Origin of the sequence: Streptomyces sp. NPDC004610, assembly GCF_040609715.1 — a bacterium.
Lineage (GTDB): Bacteria > Actinomycetota > Actinomycetes > Streptomycetales > Streptomycetaceae > Streptomyces.
In genome coordinates this window covers 38,572-59,932 of the sequence record NZ_JBEXLA010000044.1, presented here as the reverse complement: position 1 = coordinate 59,932, position 21,361 = coordinate 38,572, and the positions used below count along the sequence as shown (strand labels likewise).

At 72.6% G+C, this 21,361-nt stretch carries 10 protein-coding genes and 1 pseudogene; 10 read left to right on the top strand and 1 reads right to left on the bottom strand.

The window, feature by feature from the left end; translation table 11 throughout:
- Positions 1–746 precede the first annotated feature (746 nt).
- Together ABZX40_RS35795 and ABZX40_RS35790 are read left to right on the top strand one after the other, a co-directional pair.
- Complete coding sequence (locus ABZX40_RS35795) at positions 747–1,331, top strand: DinB family protein (RefSeq protein WP_355732663.1); 585 nt, start codon at positions 747–749, stop codon at positions 1,329–1,331.
- A 298-nt stretch (positions 1,332–1,629) separates the two neighbouring features.
- A complete protein-coding gene (locus ABZX40_RS35790; RefSeq protein ID WP_355732733.1) occupies positions 1,630–2,754 on the top strand; it encodes a hypothetical protein in 1,125 nt (374 codons plus the stop codon).
- 944 nt (positions 2,755–3,698) lie between these two features.
- Here the strand turns inward: ABZX40_RS35790 and ABZX40_RS35785 are convergent.
- Entirely contained in the window at positions 3,699–4,658 is a 960-nt protein-coding gene (locus tag ABZX40_RS35785; protein ID WP_355732660.1) for a hypothetical protein, read from the bottom strand.
- A gap of 561 nt (positions 4,659–5,219) precedes the next feature.
- Between ABZX40_RS35785 and ABZX40_RS35780 the strand changes: the two are divergent.
- From ABZX40_RS35780 to ABZX40_RS35745, 8 genes and pseudogenes are all read left to right on the top strand, one after another.
- Positions 5,220–5,496, top strand: a pseudogene (locus ABZX40_RS35780) (IS5/IS1182 family transposase); the annotation flags it as partial.
- 641 nt (positions 5,497–6,137) lie between these two features.
- Complete coding sequence (locus tag ABZX40_RS35775; protein WP_355732658.1) at positions 6,138–10,970, top strand: beta-ketoacyl synthase N-terminal-like domain-containing protein; 4,833 nt, start codon at positions 6,138–6,140, stop codon at positions 10,968–10,970.
- A complete protein-coding gene (locus ABZX40_RS35770; protein ID WP_355732655.1) occupies positions 10,967–14,740 on the top strand; it encodes an amino acid adenylation domain-containing protein in 3,774 nt (1,257 codons plus the stop codon). The genes ABZX40_RS35775 and ABZX40_RS35770 overlap by 4 nt, the downstream gene beginning before the upstream one ends.
- Positions 14,733–15,809 carry a thioesterase domain-containing protein gene (locus ABZX40_RS35765; protein ID WP_355732652.1) on the top strand — a complete coding sequence of 359 codons (1,077 nt, stop codon included), beginning with the start codon at positions 14,733–14,735 and terminating at the stop codon, positions 15,807–15,809. The genes ABZX40_RS35770 and ABZX40_RS35765 overlap by 8 nt, the downstream gene beginning before the upstream one ends.
- Positions 15,806–17,062 carry a cytochrome P450 gene (locus tag ABZX40_RS35760; RefSeq protein WP_355732649.1) on the top strand — a complete coding sequence of 419 codons (1,257 nt, stop codon included), beginning with the start codon at positions 15,806–15,808 and terminating at the stop codon, positions 17,060–17,062. The genes ABZX40_RS35765 and ABZX40_RS35760 overlap by 4 nt, the downstream gene beginning before the upstream one ends.
- Entirely contained in the window at positions 17,059–19,155 is a 2,097-nt protein-coding gene (locus ABZX40_RS35755) for an NADH:flavin oxidoreductase (protein WP_355732647.1), read from the top strand. Before ABZX40_RS35760 ends, ABZX40_RS35755 begins: the two co-directional genes overlap by 4 nt.
- Before the next feature lie 188 nt (positions 19,156–19,343).
- Positions 19,344–20,633 carry a 4-carboxymuconolactone decarboxylase gene (pcaC, locus tag ABZX40_RS35750; RefSeq protein ID WP_355732645.1) on the top strand — a complete coding sequence of 430 codons (1,290 nt, stop codon included), beginning with the start codon at positions 19,344–19,346 and terminating at the stop codon, positions 20,631–20,633.
- A gap of 86 nt (positions 20,634–20,719) precedes the next feature.
- Positions 20,720–21,358, top strand: a complete 639-nt coding sequence (locus tag ABZX40_RS35745) for an MBL fold metallo-hydrolase (protein ID WP_355732642.1) — start codon at positions 20,720–20,722, stop codon at positions 21,356–21,358.
- Positions 21,359–21,361: the final 3 nt, after the last annotated feature.

Below are 21,361 nucleotides of genomic sequence, written 5' to 3'. Positions count from 1 at the left end.
GTCCGCGCACGCCAGCTCCTGGCGCACCGCGTCGGCGGCCTCCCGCTCGCGCGTCGCCCGGTCCGCCACTGCCGCATGGGCCGCATCCCGTCGCGCCTGCTGGTCGCGGGCCTGCTCCTGCCGCCGGGCGAGACTCTCCGCCTCGGCTCCGTCTTCACAATCACCTCCACCTGCTCCTGCCACCCCCCGGACAACCGCTCCCACACCCGCACCACCGGTCCCAGAGCCACCCGCAGACGGAGATCAGCCGGAAGGCGGTCAGCGACTGCCGTCCCCCGAAGGCACAACTGGACACAGCCGGGCAGACCGCCCTCACCGGAGTCCTCGACGGCTGTCCGAACACCACGGTCGACATCGTCCTCGCCCGCTGACCGAAGGACGCAGCCCCGCCCGCGATTCCGAGAGGCGCAGCGGCCGTCCAGACGCGTCTGCTCTCACCCGGACAGTCCCCGTGCGGCAAGAGCAGCGAGCCGGTCGAAGCGCTCATCCCGGCGGGTCGGCTTCCGCCGCTTCCTCGGGGTGGTTCGTGTGCGGTGATCGAGCAAAGCACCACGAGGGCGGCCTGGAGGACCAAGGCGATCCGGTGCCGGGGTGGGCGGCGTTCTGCCGGGCTGTGGAGCACCTCGTTGCGCAGGTTCATGCCTTCGTTCGGGTCGGCGAGATGGCCATGCCTCGGCTCTGCCAGTCGTTGCGGACCGTCTACGGCATCTTGAGACCACCAACAGCCCATGGAAGGTTTATGCCGCATGATCGATGAATTCGCGAAGGACAACCTGCACGGGAGACTGCGGCGGGACCGCAACGCGCTGCTCTGGAAACTCGACGGCTTGTCCGAGTACGACGCCCGCCGACCTTTGACAGCGACTGGGACCAACCTCCTCGGCCTGGTCAAACACGTGGCCACCGTCGAGGCCAGGTACTTCGGCGAGGTCTTCGACCGCCCTTCCCCGGAACCGTTGCCCCGGTGGCAGGACTACAACGGCAGCGATCTGTGGGCGACGGAGGACGAGACCCGCGATCAGATCGTCGGGTTCTACCGGCGCACGTGGGAACACGCGGACGCGACGATCAACGAGCTTCCCCTCGACGCCCCCGGCCACGTGCCGTGGTGGCCGGAGCCCTGTCCCAACACGAACCTGTTCGCCATCATGGTCCATGTCCTCAGCGAGTCCAACCGGCATGCCGGGCACGCCGATATCCTGCGCGAGGGCCTCGACCGGCGGACCGGGGTGCGCCCCGAACACGAGAAGCCGATCGACGAGAAAGCCCGTGCCGCCTACTGCGCGAAGATCGAGCAGGCCGCCCGGTCGGCCGCACCAATCAAGGCTTGAGGAATCGATCATGAGGCGGCCGTCCCCAGCACCCGGGTAAGGGCGGATGTGGAGGTGCTCGACTTCGACCTCACGGCCGCGGTCCCGGAGTGCGCGGGCAAGGATTTCCGTGAGTCCGCTGGCTCTTTGTGCTGGCTCTTTCCGGTAGCCCTTTTCCGGACCAAGCCGCCTGGCTCCGTCGGAGACGGCGACTGGCATTCGCCCACATTTCGTTGACGTCCGAGACAGATGCGAAGACACGTTGGCGGGCTGCTGCGGAGCTGCGACGATGCAGCTGCTTTCCCATCGGAGGGGGCCTTTGTTCGTTTTCGTTTGTGCGCGGTGCAATGCCGAGCTGACCGCCCCCTTGTCCCAGGTCTGCCTTCCGGCCCACGCCCGTCAGAAGTACGGGAATGGGGTCCAGCTTCCGGTGCTCATGGAGTCAGGAACGTTTGCCGTGGACCCGGCCCCCTGGGCAGGACAGTGGCGGATGCGGAACGAGATCGATCCAGGAGAGGCGGAAGCACGCGGCACCTACGCGCCGGTCCACGCCCTGTCCGCGAGCCCGCCCGGGGCGATGGTCATCGCGCCCGGCGACATCCGCGGAACCCGGTTGATCCCCGAGAAGCGCGGCGTCGCCTGCTGTGGCCTCGACGGGGCCGACGGGCCCAACATGGCCTGCGAAGCGTGTGACCTGCCCGTAGCAACCCGGGTCGACGACTGTTCGCTCTGGCAGGCAGCGTGGCTCAGCGCAGACGCCGTGCGCCGCCGCCTCGTCAAAGGTGTCCACGCTGAGCCATTCTCTTGGGCGGAGTTGGCGGAACCGGCGGAGTCGGCGGTGAGGAGGGAGAGCACACCCCCGTTCGAGCCGATCGCCACCTGGGGAGGACGGTCCGGGTCGAACCACTACTGGTCGTGGAGTCCGCGATGGGAGGCGGCAGCCGGCCAAGCACTCGCCCACCTGTTGGTGGCCTCCAAAGGGCAGCCGGTAAAGGTCCCCAACGGTCTGACCACGGACGTTTTCCAGCGCGCGCTCGACACCCTGCTGCCCGCAGGCCCGCCAACGCTGCGCGCCGTCCTGGCTGGACCAGGAGAACCTCCCCCCGACGCGGGCGTTGACATTCTCCTCGTACCGGCCCATCCCCAGACGGGTCGGACCTGGGCCCCCGCTGGCCCGGGTGCATCGGCATACCCGGTTCCCCTGCCGCTGGGGGTGTGGCTGTGGCTGGTCTCTCCCCGGCCGTACTTGTCGGTTCCCGCGTCGGGTGGCCTACCTCAGGACGTCCTCCGCGACGACCCGCTCCCGCCGCGCCCCAACTACCTGTTCAGGGCCGACCGGGGAGCGTTCGAGCGCACCTTGGTCCGGCTACTGGCCGTTCGCAGCCCGTGGCTGCGCACGATCCTTGAGAACCTCAGGCGGGACAGATCGGCCGACATCTTCTAATCGACTGGCAATCAAACGGCGCCGGACTCTCGTAACCCGACTTGTTCCCCCTCCGTACCCACCTGGACCGGGAGCTTTTTGGCCGGCCCTCGTCCCGCGATATCCCTCACAGGGAAACCGGTTCGTGCGCCCACGTTCCACTTGCCGTGCCGGTGCCGGTGCCGCTGAGGGCGGCTCTCGGCAGTCTTCGATGACGCGGACGGCACGGCCCGGTGCCCGGCGGCGCAGGTGTGAGGGCCGGTGGAGCAAGGCGTCGCCGAGGGCTGCGGTCGCCGCGTAGTCGTCCTCCCGCTGGGCCTCGTTGGGGGTAATGGCCACCCCGGTGACGTCCACGGACATCTGCACCGGACGGTTGATCAGCGCCGTCACGGTCTTCAGCGGCTTCTCGCGGTCCGCTCCGGCGCTGCATCTCATGGTGACGGCACAGGCCGGGCTGTCGTCGTCGGGCCCGACGGTGAGGGGGAGGGTGAGGGAGGGATGTGTAGCGCTCGTGGATGCTGTGGACCTCGTGGTCTTGGGAGGCGACGTCGCTGAGCATGGCGTTGTCGTAGCGGGCGCCGCCTCTAGGTGACCGTGGCGGTGACGGTGCTCGGGGTCGGTGGTGTCACGAATGCGGAGACACCGAAGAAGCCGAGGAGCAGTAGTCCGGCGACTCCCATGCACGCCGTGATGAGGACTGCCGTTTTGGCTCGCCGGCCGATGCCCGGTGGCGGGGACGGCGGGCGGGGAGGTAACCCCGGGCCGGGTAGAGGTTGCTTGATGCGGCAGTAGATCCGGCCTTCTGCCACCCGTTGCCAAGTCGAGTCATCGGGTACCCCGCGCTGGCACGGACCGCGGCGGCGCAGCCGGTTCCTGGGTCGGCTGCGCCGCTGGGGTGCTCGGTGGGCGGTCTCCCGGGTGTGTGCCGGGGTGATGGTGGTGCGCGGGGCGGGGTGCCGGGTGGGCTACGGGCAGGTGGCCAGGAGGATGGAGATGACGGTGCAAGTGGCGCTGTCGGTGTCGTTGGCCGGGTTCGGGTCCGCCGGGGTGGAGGCGGTGCGTGTCGCGGTGACGGTGATGTGGCCCAGGGAGAGCAGGTGCAGGGGTACGCGGAAGGACTTGGCCGCGCTGGTTCCGTTGGGGATGGCACCGTAGGTGCAGGTCACGGTTTGGGTGGCGGTGGTGCATCCGGACGGGAGGCCGGTGGCGGAGGCGCCGGGTGGCAGGGTGGCGGTGACGGTGGCGGAGATGACCACGCCGGGGCCGGTGTTGTTCGCGGTCAGGGTGTAGGTGAGGTAGGGGGTCAGGATGCCCAGGTGCGGCTGCGCGCTCACGTCGATGGCGAGGTCTGCGGGTGGTGGCGGGTCGGTGACGGTGATGGTCGGCCCGGACAGGGTGGTCTCGCCGCCCTTGTCGCCGAAGAGCTGGTAGCGCAGGACGAAGGAACCCGCCGGGGTCCCGGGGTTGACCCGGAGGGTGAGCGTGCCGCTGAATGCGTCGCCCGCCGCCAGGTCGCCCAGCGGTACGCGCTGGCCGAAGCCGAAGACGCTGGTGCAGGGGGCGGTGTTGCCCGTGCACGAGTCGATGGTCGTGAAGTCAGGGAGCGGGCCGAGGGTGGAGGAGCCGGCGTAGAAGTTCTCACCGGCGCCGGGGGTGTTGGCGTCCGCGGTGCCGTTGAAGATGATCGTTAAGGTGTCGCCGGCGGCGACGGTGGTGGAGGAGACGCTGACGTGGGAGACGGCGTGGGCGGTCTGGGGAACGGCCAGTGCCGCTCCGGCCGCCAGGGCCAGGGTCGCCAGACCGGACAGCACCCGTCGGCGCATGCGGCGCAGCGGGCCCCGTCCCGCGCCCGGGTTGTGGGTCCCGGGTCTGCGGTGCCATCTGGCAGGTACGGGTACGGGTACGGGGGTGGTGTTCGAGGACATGGAGGTCCCCCTTCACTCGGTTGCGCACCCGCCACGGGCGGGACCCGGCGGACCCCGACAACCAGCGGCGGTGCGGTCACACCAGGCGCAGGCGCGGCATGCCCGCCGGGATCACTGACCTGCCGGAACACGGTCCGCGCATCGCCCACCACCGTGGCAGGAGCCCGGCCTGTGGCGGCCTCGCCAGACTGACAGCAGACCGGCAGCTCCCGGACAGGGAATCCGCAATTGATCGGATGAGGCCAGTTGCCCACCGCATGACGTCCATGCCTGGCAGGATTCCCCCCCCGCGCGTAAGGGCGGTGCTTTCAATCCCGGCGGGTGCGAAGCCGATTCAAGGTCCGCAAAGTGGTACCCACGCGTGTCGGCACGCCGGTGCCCGCCACCTTGCCGACGGCAGCGCCTTGCAGGTGGTTGCACCTGTCCGCGCAGTAACAGGAAAGCCAGCCCGCGCGTGTCGTACCGGACGCAGTGCTCGAAACCCTTGCTGAGAGGTTGTTCTCGTCCGGGTGGTTGCGATATGGCCGTGTTTCTGCCGTCCGCTGATCTGGTGAGACCTGAGTGGACGGCGGCTACCGCAAGCGCTTCGTCGAGCCCGCCGCCACCCTCGGCATCGGCATTGACATCGACATCGAAATCACCGCCCGCAAGGCAGGGGTCAGGGGATTCACCTCGATACCCAGGCGTTGGGCAGGGGTGGTGGGGACCTATGGCTGACTCTTGCTGAACCGCCACCCGGCCCGCGAACCACGAGACCTTCCCGGCCCGCTCCGAAGCCGTCATCCACCTGGCCATGGGTGACCTGACTGCCCGCCGCCCGACCGGCGAGAGCACCATGGTCGAGCCACGAGGGTTGATGTCCGAATGTTCGGGCTCTCGTCCGGTGGGGCAGGGTGCCCGCCTGGACGGGTGGGCGGGAATCGGCCTGTGCGCTGTCCGTCTCTCGGCTTGTCACATCTGCCCCTTGGGGCAAGGCTGTTGCACCAGTGGGCCTACATTCCGGGAGGGTGGTGCGCGTGGTTTCGGGAGCGGGTGGGTGGCGCGGCGCGGTGGGCGCGAGTGACCGGTGGGGGCCCGGCCGGGCGCAGTGTCGTCCCAGCCGTCCCAGGAGGCGTCAGTGACGTCTTTCTCTCACGCTACCTGGGGATTCGCTGTGTGTTCGCTGGTACGGCGCCGCCGCTTCGGGCCCGGCCCGGCCGCCGCTTCCCGGGGCCCGAAGTGAGCCGGCAGGGGACGGTGTTCCGCTCCGAGCAGCCCCCCGTTGCCCCGCGCCTGTGCGCGACCCATAACACGAGGGATGAGCAAACGCAGCCAGTGCATATCACTTGACGGGATATCGCACTCTCTGCGAGGTTCCCACTCCAGATCGAGGACAGCGGTTGAGGTGCAGGGTCGACCCGGACTTCATCACCGTCGCAGACCTTGTCGACGGCCCCGGCTGAGTACTCCGCCGCCCTTTTCGACGGTGAAGGAACCCTGATGACAGCAACTGGACCCCCGCTGCGCGGAGTCGGCCCGTCGGTGGCGCAACCGGAAGGACCGGAAGGGCCGGAAGGACGCGACGACCGGTCGGTGACCGGCGCGGCGGAGCTGGAGACATGGCTCGTCGGACGAGTGGCGGAGTTGGCCGGGTTGCCACTGGACCAGGTGCGGTCCGGGGACCGGTTCCATCGACTCGGCCTGACTTCGGTCCAGTTGACGGGTCTGACCGCGGAGCTGTCCCGGTTCCTCGGCCGGGCGCTGCCGCCCACATCGGCTTGGACCTGGCCGACGCCCGGCGAGTTGGCGCGGGCGGTGAGCAAGGGTGAGATGTCGCCGGGTGCCGTGTCGGCGGCCGGGGGCGGGGACGGGCGGGACGAGAGGGACTTGCGGGACTTGCGGGACTCGTGGGCAGCCGCCCGCCACGACTTCGGGTCCGCGCCCACCCACCACTTCGGGTCCGCGCCCACCCTCGGCCTCGGGTCCGCGCCCATTCGCGACCTCGGGTCCGACCCCATCCGCGGCCTCGGGTCCGCGCCTATCCGTGACCTCAGGTCCGAGCCCATCGCCGTCGTGGGGATGGCCGGCCGGTTTCCGGGGGCGGACGGTGTCGAGGGACTGTGGCGGCTGCTCGCCGACGGTGGTGACGCGATACGCGAGATCCCCGCCGACCGCTGGGACGCGGACGCCTGGTACGCGTCGTCCGCCGGCACCCCGGGCCGAATGTCCACCCGGTGGGGCGGGTTCCTCGACGATATCGCCGGCTTCGACCCGCTGTTCTTCGGGATCTCCCCGGCCGAGGCCCGGCACATGGACCCCCAGCAGCGGCTCGCCCTGGAACTCGCCTGGGAGACGCTGGAGGACTCGGGCACCGTGCCCCGCGGTCTGCGGGGCCGCCGGATCGGTGTGTTCATGGGCGCGATGTGGACGACCTACGCGGCGCTGACGGCGGCCGACCCGGCGAGGATCACGTCCTACTCGGCGCCCGGCGGGGACCTCAGCGTCATCTCGGCCCGGATCGCCTACACCCTCGGCCTGCGCGGACCCGCGATCACCGTGAACACGGCCTGTTCCTCCTCGCTGGTCGCGCTGCACCAGGCGTGCCGGAGCATCCGGTCCGGCGAGTGCGAGGAGGCCCTCGCGGGAGGAGTCAATCTCATCTGCGGGCCGCAGGAGACGGTCGCGATGTCGCAGTTCGGGGCGATGGCTCCGGACGGGCGGTGCAAGCCGTTCGACGCGGCTGCGAACGGCTATGTCCGGGGCGAGGGCGGCGGCATGGTGCTGCTCAAGCCGCTGAGTCGGGCCCTCGCGGACGGGGACGACGTGTGGTGCACGGTGCTCGGCAGCGCCGTCAACAACGACGGTTTCAGCAACGGACTCACCGCGCCGAGCCCGCAGGCCCAGGAGGACGTCATCCGGCGGGCCTGCGAGGACGCCGGGATCGCGCCCGGCGACGTGGCCTACGTCGAGACCCACGGCACGGGCACCAGCCTGGGCGACCCGATCGAGGCCGGTGCCCTCGGCGCGGTGTACGGCACGGGCCGTCCCAAGAGGGACCGGCTGCTGCTCGGCGCGGTCAAGGGCAATCTGGGCCATCTTGAGGCAGCCGCCGGAATCACCGGACTGATCAAGGCCGCGTGCGCCCTGCACCACCGTGAGATACCGGGGAACCTCCACTTCCACCGGCCCAGCCCGCACATCGACTTCGAGGGCTGGCGCCTGGAGGTCCCGGTCCGGACGCGGCCATGGCCTGGACCGCCCGGCGCTCCCGCACTGGCCGGAGTCAGCTCGTTCGGCTTCGGCGGGACGAACTGCCATGTGATCCTCTCCGGGCACGGCACACGGGGCGCGGGCCCCTCCGCCGCTCCGGCCCGGTCGGCTCCCGCCCGTGCCGATGACACGGGCGCGACCAGTTCCCCCGCCTCCCCCGCCTCCCCCGCCTCCTCCGTCTCTTCCATCTCCTCCGTCTCCCTCGCCCCCGCCGACCGCGCGGCGCCGCCCCGTCCCCCCGGTGGTCCCCGCCGTACGCCGACGAAGGTGTCCGCCGTCCCCGGGGCGCACGGCCCGGTGTTCGTCTTCGGCGGTCAGGGTTCCCAGTGGCCGGGCATGGCCGCTTCGCTGGCCGGTGATCCGGCGGCGGGCCGGGTGCTGCGGAACTGCGACCGCGCCTTCGCACCCCATCTCGGTGGATCACTCGCGGACGCGCTGCTCGGCGGGGCCCGGCCGCTCACCGACACCCGCTGGGTCCAGGCGGCCGTCTTCACCCTCCAGGTCGCGCTCACGGAACGGTGGGCGTCGTACGGGGTGCTCCCCGCGGTGGTGGTCGGTCAGAGCATGGGGGAGGTGGCGGCGGCCCATGTGTCCGGTGCGATCGGTCTGGAGGACGCGGCCCGTGTGCTCTCGGAGCGGACCCGGCTGATCTCCCCGGCCCGAGGCCAGGGCGGTATGGCGCTGGTCCGTATCGACCGGGCGGCCCTCGCCGCCCTGATCGACGGACTCGGCCCGACGGACCTCGCGATCGCGGTGATCGGCGGCGAGGACCGTACGGTCGTCGCCGGAGGCGACGGCCATCTGCGGGCCCTGGCCGGGCGGGTCGCCGAGGCGGGGGCGGACTTCCACCGTGTCGACGTCGACTACGCGTCCCACAGCGCCCACATGGACCCGTTCCTGCCCGATCTGGAGGCGGCCCTGTCCCGGATGTCGACGGGTCCGACGCACGCCGTGTTCTGGTCGACGGTGACCGGCGGTCCGCTGGACGGCACCGCGCTGGGCGCCAGCTACTGGGCGCGCAACCTCCGTGAGACGGTCCGCTTCGGCCCCGCCCTGGCCCGACTGGGCGAGGCCGGACACCGTGTGTTCATCGAGGTGAACCCGCACCCGATCTGCCAGGACGACATCCGCTCCTGCGCGCCCGACGCGCTCGCGGTGCCCTCGCTCAGCCGGTACGCGGACCCGGACGAGGTGTGGGAGGCCGCCGTCGACGCGGTGCGCGCGGCCCGTGCGTCCGCGGCCGGGACGACATCGCCCCGGCCGCCCGCCACACGGGGTACGGGGGCGAGCGCGGAGGTGACCACGGGGGCGAGGACCGAGGCGAGCTCGGGGGAGCCGGAGCGCACCGACCCGGCCGAGGGACGACCGCGGCTGCTGGTGCTGACCGGTCACACACCCCAGGCCCTCACCGAGGCGGCGGCCCGAATGGCGCGTCACCTCTCCGAGGCGTCCGGGGCGTCCAACGTGTCCTGGGCATCCGGGATGTCCGGGGCATTCGGGGCGTCCGGGGTGTCGGAGGCCGACCTCCTCGACGCCGCGTGCCGCACGGCGGGCCGCGACCGGCAGCACCACCGCCACCGCCTCGCGGTCGTCGCCGACTCGGCGCACTCCGCGCGGCGGCAGCTGGACATGGTGGCCGACACCCCGGGGAAGGGGGTGGCGCCCGCCGAAGGACGGGACTGGTACCGCGGTGAGGTGTCCGCTCCGGTCGCCGGGGTCGCCCTGGTGCTGCCCGACGCCGGGACGGCGGACCCCTCCGCGGCCCCGGCCCTGTGCGCCCGGTTCCCGGCCTTCCGCCGGGCCGCCCACGAGTGCGCGGACGCGTTCGGCGCCCACGGCGGCCCCGAACTGGGCGACTGGCTGACCGGTGCCGCCCCTAAGGCTCCCGGCACGGCGGCCGACGCGACCGCGTTCACCTGGGGCGTGGGTCTCGCCACGCTGCTGATGTCCTGGGGACTGCCGGTGTCGGCGGTGACGGGCGCGGGGATCGGCGCGGTGGCGGCAGCCGCGGTGACCGGGGCACTCACCCTCCCCGACGCGGTACGGACCGTGCTGGCCCACCGGGACGGGCGGGGCGGGCGGGACGGGCGGGACGGGGGCCGGACCGGTACCGGGACCGGTGCGGAGGGCCGTCCCGGAGCGCGGGTCATCGACTCCCGCGCCCTCATGGCGCTGCGACCGCAGGAGCCGCGGATTCCGTTCCTGGAGCCGTCGACGCTGGCCCCGTACCCCGGCCGGGCGCTCAACGCCGAGTACTGGCGCCGCCTCGCCGCGTCGGACCGGCCGTGCGCCCCGGCGGCGGGGAGGATTACGGTCGCGGGCAGCGCCCTGTGTGTCCTGGACCTGCGGACGCGGGACCCGAAGGGCCAGGGGGGCCCAGAGGGCCCGGGGGGCCCAGAGGGCCCGGGGAGCCGAGGGGGCCCGGGGAGCCGAGGGGGCCCAGAGGGCCCGGACGAGTCGACGCAGGGGACACCCACCCCTGCCCCCGGCGTCGTACAACTCCGGCGCGCGGGCCCACCGCTGGATGTCCTGCTGCACGCGATGGCCGCGCTGTTCGTGGCGGGCGTGGACCTGGACTGGGACCGCCTGCCGGTCCCGGCCGGGGGCCGGGCACGGCTGCCCGCGTATCCCTGGCAGCGCACCCGCCACTGGATCACCGACGAACCCCCGCAGGCACCCGGCCTCTCACCCCTCGCCCCGGCCGCCCCGGAGACTCCACGCCCGGCCGCCGGACCCGGAGCCGACGCGGAACCGTCGACGCCCGACGACGACCTGGATTCCGTACGGGAGCACCTCGCCACCGCCGTGGGCGGACTCCTGGGCATTCCCCCCACGGAGGTGGCCCCGGATCGGACCCTGCGGAGCCTGGGCGCGGGCTCGCTGGCCGCCATGCAACTGCGCAATACGACGATGAAACGATTCGGCGTCGAACTGCCCGTATCACGCTGGCTGGCCGACACGGACCTGCTGGGCCTGGCAACGGAGATCCACGCCCGCGCGGGTGACGACGGCGCGGAAGCGGCGGGACAGGAGGACGCGTCGTGCAAGGAGATTCTGCTGTGAACGCACCGTCCGCCTCCGCCCACCCGGTCGGCGACCCGCCCGTGACGGCCGCCCTGGTGGCCGACCTGCTCGGCCGGGACGTGGCGCTGCAAGCACAGGACGGCCGACTGCGCCTGCGGGCCCCCGGCGGAGTGCTGGAGCCGCACCTCGTCGAGGCGGTACGCGCGCACAAGGATGCCCTCCTCGCCGAGTTGAGCGGCGACACGCTGCTCCCGCTCTCGGACGTCCAGCGTCGGCTCTGGTTCCTCCAGCAACTCGACCCGAGCGGCACCGGATATGTCTTCGCCCAGGTCACCCGGCTGACCGGCCCGCTCGCCCCGGACACGCTGATCGCAGCGGCCGAGGAGGTTCTCGCCGCGCACCCCGGGCTGCGGGCCGGTTTCCACGACCTCGACGGCACACCGGTCCAGCGCGTGCCGCTCCGCACGGCTCCGGAGGGTGCCGTGCGGGACGGGTGGGGAGGCGGTGTCGCCCCGCAGGGTGCCGTGCCGGGCGGGCGGGGACCCGGTATCGGCCCGGAGGGTCCCGTACCCGACAGGCAGGGAACCGGTGTCACCCCGGAGGGCGCCGTACCCGACTGGCGACAAGCCGATGAGCCGACGGCGCTCGCCCGGCTGCGCGACCGGCTGATACGCCCCTTCGACCTGTCGGCCCCGCCCCTCCTGCGCACCATGCTCGCCCGGACCGGCGACACCACCTGGCTGTGGGGCGTCGCCTTCCACCACCTGGTCGCCGACGGCTGGACCCACGCCCTGTTCCAGCGTGAACTCGCCGCCGCCTACCAGCGTCTCCTGTCACCCGCACCCGCACCCGCACCCGCACCCGGCGCCCCGCACCCCCACCCGCACCCGGCCCCGGCCCCCGGACGCACCGACTACGCCGACAACGCCGACTACACGGACTACACCGACTTCGTCCTCGCGGACGCCGAACGACGTGACCACCCGGACCGCGACACCGCCCTCACCCACTGGACGGAGCGGCTGCGCACCCGCGGTGACGGCGAGATCGCACCCGACACCGCCCGCCCCGCCCTGCGCACCCACACCGGCGCACGGGTCGATCTCGATCTGCCCGCCGAGGTGACGCGGCAGCTGCGGCGGATCGCTGACGACGCCGGTGGAACCCTCTTCGCCGCGCTGCTCGCGGTGCACGGCACCTTCCTCCACCGGCACACGGGCAGTGACCGCAACACCGTCGGCACCCCGCACGCGAACCGGCCCGAGGAACGATTCCACGACGTCATGGGCTGTTTCGTCAGCACCCTCCCCCTCACGGCGGACGTGTCGGGCGACCCGACCTTCCGGGAACTGACGGCCCGTACCGCGGCCCACTGCCTCACCGCCTGGGACCACGCCGACTTCTCGTACGCGCGCCTCGTCGACCGGCTGGCCCCGGAGCGGGACACCAGCCGCAACCCGCTGTTCCAGACCTTCCTCGCCCTCCAGGACATCCCCGGCTCCCTCGAACTGCCCGGCGTCGAGGCCGCACCGGTCGCGTTCGACACCGGGGTCAGCCAGTTCGAGCTGGAGGTCCATCTGACGCCCCGGCCGGACGGCACCCTGCGGCTGACCCTGCTGCACAACCGGGACCTGTTCACCCCGGGCACCGCCCGCCGCCTGGCCGCACGCTGGGCCGCCCTCGCCACCGCCGCCGCGCACACCCCCGACGCGCCGCTGCGGGACCTCACCGCCCTCACCCCGGACGACACCGCCTGCCTCGGACGATGGGAGACGGGCCCGGACGCGCCCGGCCACCCCCACCACACCACCGTCGACGATCTGTTCGCGGCGCAGGCCGCCCGCACCCCCGGGCGGACCGCCGTGACCGGCGACGGCGGCACCCTCACCTACGCCGAGCTGGACACCACCGTCGACCGTCTGGCCGCGCTGCTGCGCACCCACAACCCCGACCGTGCCCCGGTCGGTGTGCTCCTGCCGCGCACCGTCGACCTCCCCGCAGCGCTCCTGGCCTGCGTCCGGGCCGGCGCCCCCTTCCTGCCCATCCCGCTGGACGCCCCACCGGCCCAGGTCGACACCCTCGTACGCCGCAACGGAATCGGCGTGGCCTGGGCCGTCGAGGACACCGCGGCGGCCCTCCCGCCGGACGTCCGCCCCCTCGACCCGCGCACCACCGCGGACCCGGCACCGGAACGGCGACCGGTCGCGCGCGGCACGAACGAAACGAATAGGAAGAACGAAACGGCATACATCCTGCACACCTCCGGGTCCACCGGCGAACCCAAGGGTGTCGCCGTCGGGCATCCCGCCCTCCTCAACCTCCTGACCACGATGGCCGAGGCACCGGGGATCACCGAGGACGACACCCTCCTCGCCGTCACCGCCCCGTTCTTCGACATCGCGCTCCTCGAACTCTTCCTGCCCCTGATCACCGGCGCTCGCCTGGCCGTGGCCACGGACGAGGAGGCCCGCGACCCCGGAGCCCTCGCCGCCGCGATCGGCTCGGCCGGCGCGACCGTCATGCAGGCCACGCCGTCCACCTGGCGCATGCTCACCGACACCGGCTGGCGGGGCGACCCGAACCTCTCCGTGTGGAGCGGTGGCGAACCCCTCGCCCGTGACCTCGCGGAACGTCTGCTCCGGGACTGCCGCGCCCTGTGGAACCTCTACGGACCGACCGAGACGACGATCTGGTCCACCCGGCACCGGGTGGAGGGCGGTACCGGGCCGGTCCCCATCGGCGGACCGGTCGCGGGCACGGGAGTGCATCTGCTCGACGGGGACGGCCGTCCGGTGCCCCCCGGGGTGCCCGGCGAACTGTTCATCTCCGGCCGGGGCCTGGCGCACGGCTACGTCGGCAGGCCCGATCTGACCGCCGAGCGCTTCGTGCCGGTGACGACCGTCTCGGGCGCCCGGATCCGCGCCTACCGCACCGGCGATGTCGCCCGGTTCACCTCCGACGGCGACCTCGTCTGCCTCGGCCGCACCGACGACCAGCTCAAGGTAAGGGGGCAGCGGGTGGAACCCGGTGAGATCGAGGCCGCGCTCGTCCGGCATCCGGCGGTACGGGAGGCCGTCGTCGTCACCACGGACGACGGCCTGCTCGTCGCGCACCTGCGCGTGGGCCGTGCCACGGACGACGACACGGCGGAAGGGGACGGCGGCCCGGACACGACAGACGAGTCGGGCACGGCGAACGAGTCCGGCTCGGCGAACGGGTCGGGCACGGCGAACGAGTCCGGCTCGGCGAACAGTTCGCAGGAGCCGGACGACGACGACCTGACCGCCTTCCTCGCCGGACGGCTGCGCGCCGCCCTCGTCCCGCAGCGCTTCGTCGTCCACACGGCACTGCCCCGCACCGCGAACGGCAAGGTCGACCGCGCGTCCCTGCGGACCCGGCCCCTCCCCGCGCCGGGCGACGGCGACGACCGCCCCCGGACCGCCACCGAGGAACTCGTGGTCTCCCTGTACTCCACCGCGCTCGGCGGGGTCCCCGTCGGACGCGCCGACGACTTCTTCCGGCTGGGCGGCCACTCCCTGTCCGCCGTACGGCTCCTGCACCAACTGGCGGAACACAGCTCCGTACGTGTTCCGCTGCACGACTTCCTGGCCGACGGCAGGGCCAGTTCCGTCGCCGCCCTCATCGACCGGCAGACCCTGCGGGCCACCGAGGACCTGGACGACATCGCCCTCGCGCTCGCGCTGCTGGAGGGCATGACCGACGACGAGGCGGACGCCCTGCTCACCGCATCCCTCTCCGACCCGGATTCGACCATCGCACCCCACGCACCTGGGAACCCCCATGTCTGACACCACCGTCCCCGCCCCCACCGCCACCACCGCCCCCGCCACGACGGCCGCGTCCCTCGAAGACCGCGTCCGGGCGTTGTCCGACACCAAACGCCTGGCGCTGAGACGGCTGATAGCCGACCGCGACGCCGAAGCCCGGCTGCTCGCGCTCGACGGTTCGGCCCTGAAACTGCTGCGCGGCGGCCCAGGGCCCAACCTCTTCATCTTCCCGGCCACGGAAGGCAGCGTCGGCTACATGACCGGCTATCTGCCGCACATCCCCGACGACTGGAGCGTGTACGGCTGCCAGACGCCGGGCCTGGAAGGGGAACGGGAGCCGTACACGACCGTCGAGGACATCGCCGCGCACAATGTCCGGCAGATCCGCCGCGTCCAGCCACACGGCCCCTACTACCTCGCGGGCAACTGCATGGGCGGCCTCCCCGCCTTCGAAACGGCCCGGCAACTGCACCTGGAGGGGGCCGAGATCGGACTCGTCCTGCATCTGATGCCGACCTTCCGCCGGCAGTGGAACGACCTGCCCGCCCTCGACTCGCTGGACACCCGCGCCCTCATCGACTACGGGTTCATCATCGAACGCCTGGCCGGGGAACCCGTCCGTCTGCCCCTCGACGAGATCGCCCGGCTGCCGGAGGACGAACGCACCGACAAGGTCGTGGACTTCCTGGCCCGTCACCCCAGTCTCAAGGGCGTCGACACCGCCGTCGTGCGCCACCGCATCGGTGTCTACCGGGCCAACCTCGGCGCCATGTTCGCCTACCGGCCCGGCGGCGGCTTCGACGGCGGCCTCACCGTCGTGGCGGTGGGCCAGGACGAGCAGGACGAGGGTGTCGTGGACCCCGACTCCCCCTACGCGTCCGCCATCAACGCGATGGCCGAGGGCCGCGTCCGCGTGCTCCGCGTCGACGCCGACGCCAGCACCCTGTTCGACTGCGCGGAACCGCACATCACACGCGTCGGGAAGGTCCTGCGCACGGTCCTGACCGAAGCCGGAGTCACTACCCGAGCCGGAACCGGAGCCGGAGCCGAAGCCGGGACCAAGGCCACGCCCCCCGGACCCACCGCATGATCACCACACCCGACGGCTGCCCGGTCCGGCACGACTTCGACCCGCTCGAAGCCGGGTTCACCGCCGACCCCTTCACCCAGCTCGCCGAACTGCGCGCCGAGTCACCGGTGTTCTACGCGCCCGCGATCAAGATGTGGGTCGTCACCCGCTACCGGGACGTCGAACGCATCCTCAAGGACCACGAGCGCTTCAGCGGAGCCAACACCCAGCAACCCGTCTTCCCGCTGAGCGAAGAGGCCGCGGCCGTCATGGCCGACGGATTCGGCGCCACCCCCACCCTCTCCAACGGTCCCGAACCCCGCCACGGCCGCGTCCGCGCCCACTGCCTCAAAGCGTTCTCCGCCCGCCGCCTGGCCGTCCTCGCCCCCACGATCCGGACCAGGGCCGCCGAACTCATCGACGCGATGCTGACCCGCGACCGCTTCGAGGTCGTCTCCTCGCTCACCTACCCGCTGCCCGCCTCCGTGGTGTTCGCCCTCATCGGCTTCCCGCCCCAGGACGCGATCCGCCTCAAGGGCCTGGCCGCCGAACGCATGCTGTTCACCTGGGGCCGCCCCACCGAGGCCCAGCAACTCGACGTCGCCCGCTTCATGGTCGACTACTGGGCCTACTGCGAGGAGTTCGTCGCCCGGCGACTGGACGACCCCGACGACTCCTTCACCGGCGATCTGGTCCGCATCCACCGCGAGGACCCGGACGCCCTCACCCCGGACGAGATCGTCAACGTCATCCACGCCATCAGCTTCGCGGGCCACGAGACCACCACCAACGTCGCCACCAGTGCCCTGCTGCGCCTTCTGCACCACCGCGACCAGTGGGAGGCGATCTGCGCGCACCCCGAACTGATCCCCGGCGCGGTCGAGGAGGCGCTGCGCTACGACCCCAGTCTGTTCACCTGGCGGCGCATCACCACCACCGCCGTCGACATCGACGGGGTACGCCTCCCGGCCCACACCCCCCTGCTCCTCGCCATCGGGTCCGCCAACCACGACGAGCGGAAGTTCCCCGGCCCCGACACCTTCGACATCCGTCGGCCGGGCAACCAGCAGCACCTCACCTTCGGCAAGGGCGGCCACTACTGCTTCGGGGCACCCCTCGCCCGGATGGAACTGGGGGCCCTGCTGGAACTGCTCTCCGCCCGCGCCCCGAGCCTGCGTCTCGCACCCGGCCAGGACATCGCCTTCCACACCAATGTCGTCTTCCACGGCCCCCGGGAACTGGTCCTGGAGTGGGACGGGCCGGTGACCGCGTGACGGGGACCGGGCTCTGGACCCCGTTGACGATCCGCGGCAGACGGCTCAAGAACCGGCTGGTCTTCCCGCCGTTCGTCAACGGCTTCGCCGACGGGCACCGCGTCTCGCCCACCACCGTGGACTGGTACCGGCGCCTCGCCCGCGGCGGGGTCGGCACCATCATCACCGAAGCGCTGTTCGTCCACCCCTCCAGCGAACCCCAGCCCAACATGATCACCGGCTACCACCCCGACAACCGGGACCGCTGGGCCCGTCTCGCAGGGACCGTGGAGGACGCCGACTGCCGTCTCATCGGACAACTCGTCCACGCCGGACGCAGCCGGATGCTCACCGGCAGCCGCTACCAGGGCGTCGCGCCCTCCGCCGTCGCCGACCCCTACAGCGGCCATGTCCCGAGAGCACTGACCGGGGCGGAGATCGCCGAACTCGTCGACACCTACGCGCGCACCGCCGCCACCCTCGCCGCCGCGGGCTTCTCCGGCGTGGAGATCCACGCCGCCCACGGCCATCTGCTGTCCCTGTTCCTGTCACCGCGCTGGAACCGCCGCGACGACGCCTACGGGGGAGACCCCGAACGCCGCGTCCGGGTCATCGCCGACATCGTCACCGCCGTCCGCGCGTCCTGCCCCGCCGGGTTCCTGGTCTCCCTCGCCCTCACCGCCGAGGAGGGACCCGACGGCGGACCGACCGCCGACGAGGCCGCCGCCATGTTCCGCCGACTGACCGTGACCGCACCCGTCGACCTGGTCACCTACCGGGCGGGCACCATCGGCCCCACCCTCGCCGACCACATCCCGGACCTGACCTATCCACCCGCCCCCATGCTGGACCTTCAGCGCCGGATGCGCGCGGCCAACCCGGACACCCCCTCCCTAGCCGTCGGCCGCATCACCGACGGCGCCGCCGCGGCCCAGGTGCTCGACAGCGGCGCGGCCGACCTGGTGGCGCTCGGCCGACCCCTGGTCGTCGACCCCGACCTGCCCCGCCGCCTCCTCGCCTGTGACCTCCCCGAGCGGCGGTGCGCCTACTGCAACATCTGCTGGACCGAGGTCCAGTCCGGCAACCCGGGCCGCTGCCCCGTGGCCCCGGCCTGGGGCCGGCCCCCAGAAGAAGAACGACCGGAAGAAGAACGACCGGAAGAAGAACGAGAGGATCGAGAAGAACCGGAAGTACGAGAAGAACAGCGGGTCACCGAGGGCCGTACGGCGACGACGCCCCGTGGGACACCACCACACCCACCCCGCCGCCGCCCCCGTAACCCACGGGTCACCGTCGTCGGTGGCGGCGTCGCCGGTCTGACGGCCGCGGCTGTGTTCGCCGAGCGAGGGCACCAGGTCACCCACTTCGCCGGTGCCACCCCCGGAGGCCGGCTCGCCCGCCAGTCCCTGCTCCCCGCCCTGCGCGAACTGGCCGCGCTGGTGGACGCCCCACGCCTGCGCGGCCGGGCCGCCGACGTCCGCCACCTGGCCCGGCGGGCCGAGCCGACCTCCCTGCTGGCCACCGCCCCGGACCTCGTCGTCCTGGCCACCGGCGCCACGGGGCCGGTCCCGGCCTATGTCCGGTCCGCCCCCACCGGCCCGGCCGAGATCAGCGCCCTGCACGCCTGGGACGCGGAACGTCTGCGGACACTGCGCCGCTCGCCCGCCCCGGGCGGCACCGCCGTCATCGTCGCGGACGATGACGACCCCGCCGCCTACGCACTGGCCTGCGTACTCGCTCCGCTGCACCACCGGACGGTCGTCCTCACCACCGCACCCGAGCCGCTTCCCCACCTGTCCTGGATCTACCGCAGGGGCCTGGAGCGGATGCTGCGCCGGGCGGGCGTCCACCACCGCACGGGCCGCGTCCCCGTCGCCCTGCGGCCCGGCGAACTGGAGATCACCACCGGCGCGGCCACGGAGACCCTCGCCGACGTCACCCGCCTCGTCTGGTCGTCGCCCCGCGTCCCCGGCACCCCCCTGACCGGACCGCTCCAGGACGCCGGTGTCCCCTACCTCCTCCTGGGCGACGCCGCCCACCCGACCACCCTCCCGGACATCCTGCGGGACCTGCCCGCCGCCCTGCGGGCCGCCCACCTCGTCCCCACGAGCTGAGCCGCCCGGAGACGGCCACGCGGAGACCGGCGGGCGCAGCACGCGCGTGCCGAGGCAGGTCGGAGTGGTCGTAGCGGTCGCAGTGGTCGGAGACTCGGGTCGTGTCCGACGTGCCGCGTCGATAGGGTTTGGGGGCTGTCGGGTCCCCGGGCCGTATGGGATCCATGAGAGATGAGAGGGTCTGAGGCGTGAGTGAGACACCGCCGAACACCCTGCAATACCGCGTCGACGGGCCGGAAGAGGCTCCCGTCCTGATCCTGGGTCCCTCCCTGGGCACCACCTGGCACATGTTCGATCGCCAGGTCCCCGAGCTGGCCGAGCAGTGGCGGGTCTTCCGGTTCGACCTGCCCGGACACGGCGGCGCCCCCGCCTACCCCGCCGGTTCCGTAGGTGAGCTGACGGCCCGGCTGCTGGCCACCCTCGACTCACTCGGCGTGCAACGCTTCGGGTACGCCGGGTGTGCCCTCGGCGGTGCCGTCGGTGTGGAGCTGGCGCTGCGTCACCCCGAGCGGCTGGCCTCCCTCGCGCTGATCGCCGCCTCCCCGAGATTCGGCACCCCGGACGAGTTCCGTCAGCGCGGGGTGATCGTACGGACGAACGGGCTCGACCCGATCGCGCGTACCGCGCCCGACCGCTGGTTCACCGGCGGGTTCGCCGCCGCGCAGCCCGCGATCACCGACTGGGCCGTCCAGATGGTCCGCACCACCGACCCCGGCTGCTACATCGCCGCCTGCGAGGCGCTCGCCACCTTCGACGTCCGCCCCGAGCTGGGCCGGGTCGGGGTGCCGACGCTGGTGCTGGTCGGGTCGGACGACCAGGTGACCGGACCGGCCGAGGCCCGCACCCTGGTCGCCGGGATCCCGGACGCCCGGCTGGCCGTCGTCCCCGGCGCCTCCCATCTGGTGCCCGTCGAACAGCCGGCCGCCGTGACCGATCTGCTCGTCCGGCACTTCTCCACCGCCTGGCAGCACCCCCACGACACCGGCCAGACCGCGATCCCGGCCGCCCCCGCCAAGCCCGCGCTGACCGCGCCCGTGCCGGTCAGCCCGGTCGCCGAGATCGCCCCCGCCGTCCTCCCCGCCCAGCCGTCCGGACGGCCGGACCCGTACGACGCCGGGATCAAGGTCCGCCGCGAGGTGCTCGGCGACGCCCATGTGGACCGGGCGCTGTCCGAGGCCGACGAGTTCTCCGGCGACTTCCAGGAGTTCGTCACCCGCTACGCCTGGGGCGAGGTCTGGGACCGGCCGGGCCTGGACCGCCGCACCCGCAGCTGCATCACCCTGACCGCGCTGGTCGCCGGGGGGCATCTCGACGAACTCGCCTTCCATGTCCGGGCCGCCCTGCGCAACGGGCTGACCCCCGCCGAGATCAAGGAAGTCCTCCTCCAGGCCGCCGTCTACTGCGGGGTCCCCGCCGCCAACAGCGCCTTCAAGGTGGCCCAGCAGGTGGTCCGCGAGGAGACCACCCCGGCCGAGTAGGCGACTCCGGCCGGGTAGGCGACCCCGGCCCCGCCCCCGTGCCCCCACCTCGCGCGGCGCCCCGCCCCGGGCGGCAGGATGGGGGCATGAGGCTGATCAAGAAGTCGCACGCGTGTGTCCGGCTGGAGAAGGACGGGCGAACGCTGGTCATCGACCCGGGCGGGTTCAGCGAGCCGGACGCGGCTCTCGGCGCGGACGCGCTGCTCGTCACGCACGAGCACCCCGACCACTTCCACGAGGGGCGGCTGCGGGCCGCGCTGGAGGCCGACCCGGCGGTCTCGCTGTGGACCCTGAGGTCGGTCGCCGACCAGCTCTCCGCCGCCTTCCCCGGCCGGGTCCACACCGTCGGGCACGGCGACACCTTCACCGCCGCCGGATTCGACGTCCAGGTCCACGGCGAACTGCACGCCGTCATCCACCCCGACCTCCCGCGCATCACCAACGTCGGCTATCTGATCGACCGCGGCCGGATCTTCCACCCCGGCGACGCCCTCACCGTCCCCGACCACCCCGTCGAGACCCTGCTCGCCCCCGTCCAGGCACCCTGGAACAAGATCTCCGAGGTCATCGACTACGTCCGCGAGGTACGCCCGCGGCGCGTCCACGACATCCACGACGCCCTGCTCACCGACCTCGCCCGCCCGATCTACGACACCCATCTCACCCACCTCGGCGGCGGCGCCGACCATGTGCGGCTGGCCCCGGGAGACAGCGCCGACCTGTGACCC

What these genes read in the sequence shown, in the direction of transcription:
- ABZX40_RS35765 (WP_355732652.1), top strand. Translation starts at nt 14,733, where the DNA reads ATGTCTGACACCACCGTCCCCGCCCCCACCGCCACCACCGCCCCCGCC.
- ABZX40_RS35760 (WP_355732649.1), top strand. Translation starts at nt 15,806, where the DNA reads ATGATCACCACACCCGACGGCTGCCCGGTCCGGCACGACTTCGACCCG.
- ABZX40_RS35795 (WP_355732663.1), top strand. Translation starts at nt 747, where the DNA reads ATGATCGATGAATTCGCGAAGGACAACCTGCACGGGAGACTGCGGCGG.
- ABZX40_RS35745 (WP_355732642.1), top strand. Translation starts at nt 20,720, where the DNA reads ATGAGGCTGATCAAGAAGTCGCACGCGTGTGTCCGGCTGGAGAAGGAC.
- ABZX40_RS35785 (WP_355732660.1), bottom strand. Translation starts at nt 4,658, where the DNA reads ATGTCCTCGAACACCACCCCCGTACCCGTACCCGTACCTGCCAGATGG.
- ABZX40_RS35775 (WP_355732658.1), top strand. Translation starts at nt 6,138, where the DNA reads ATGACAGCAACTGGACCCCCGCTGCGCGGAGTCGGCCCGTCGGTGGCG.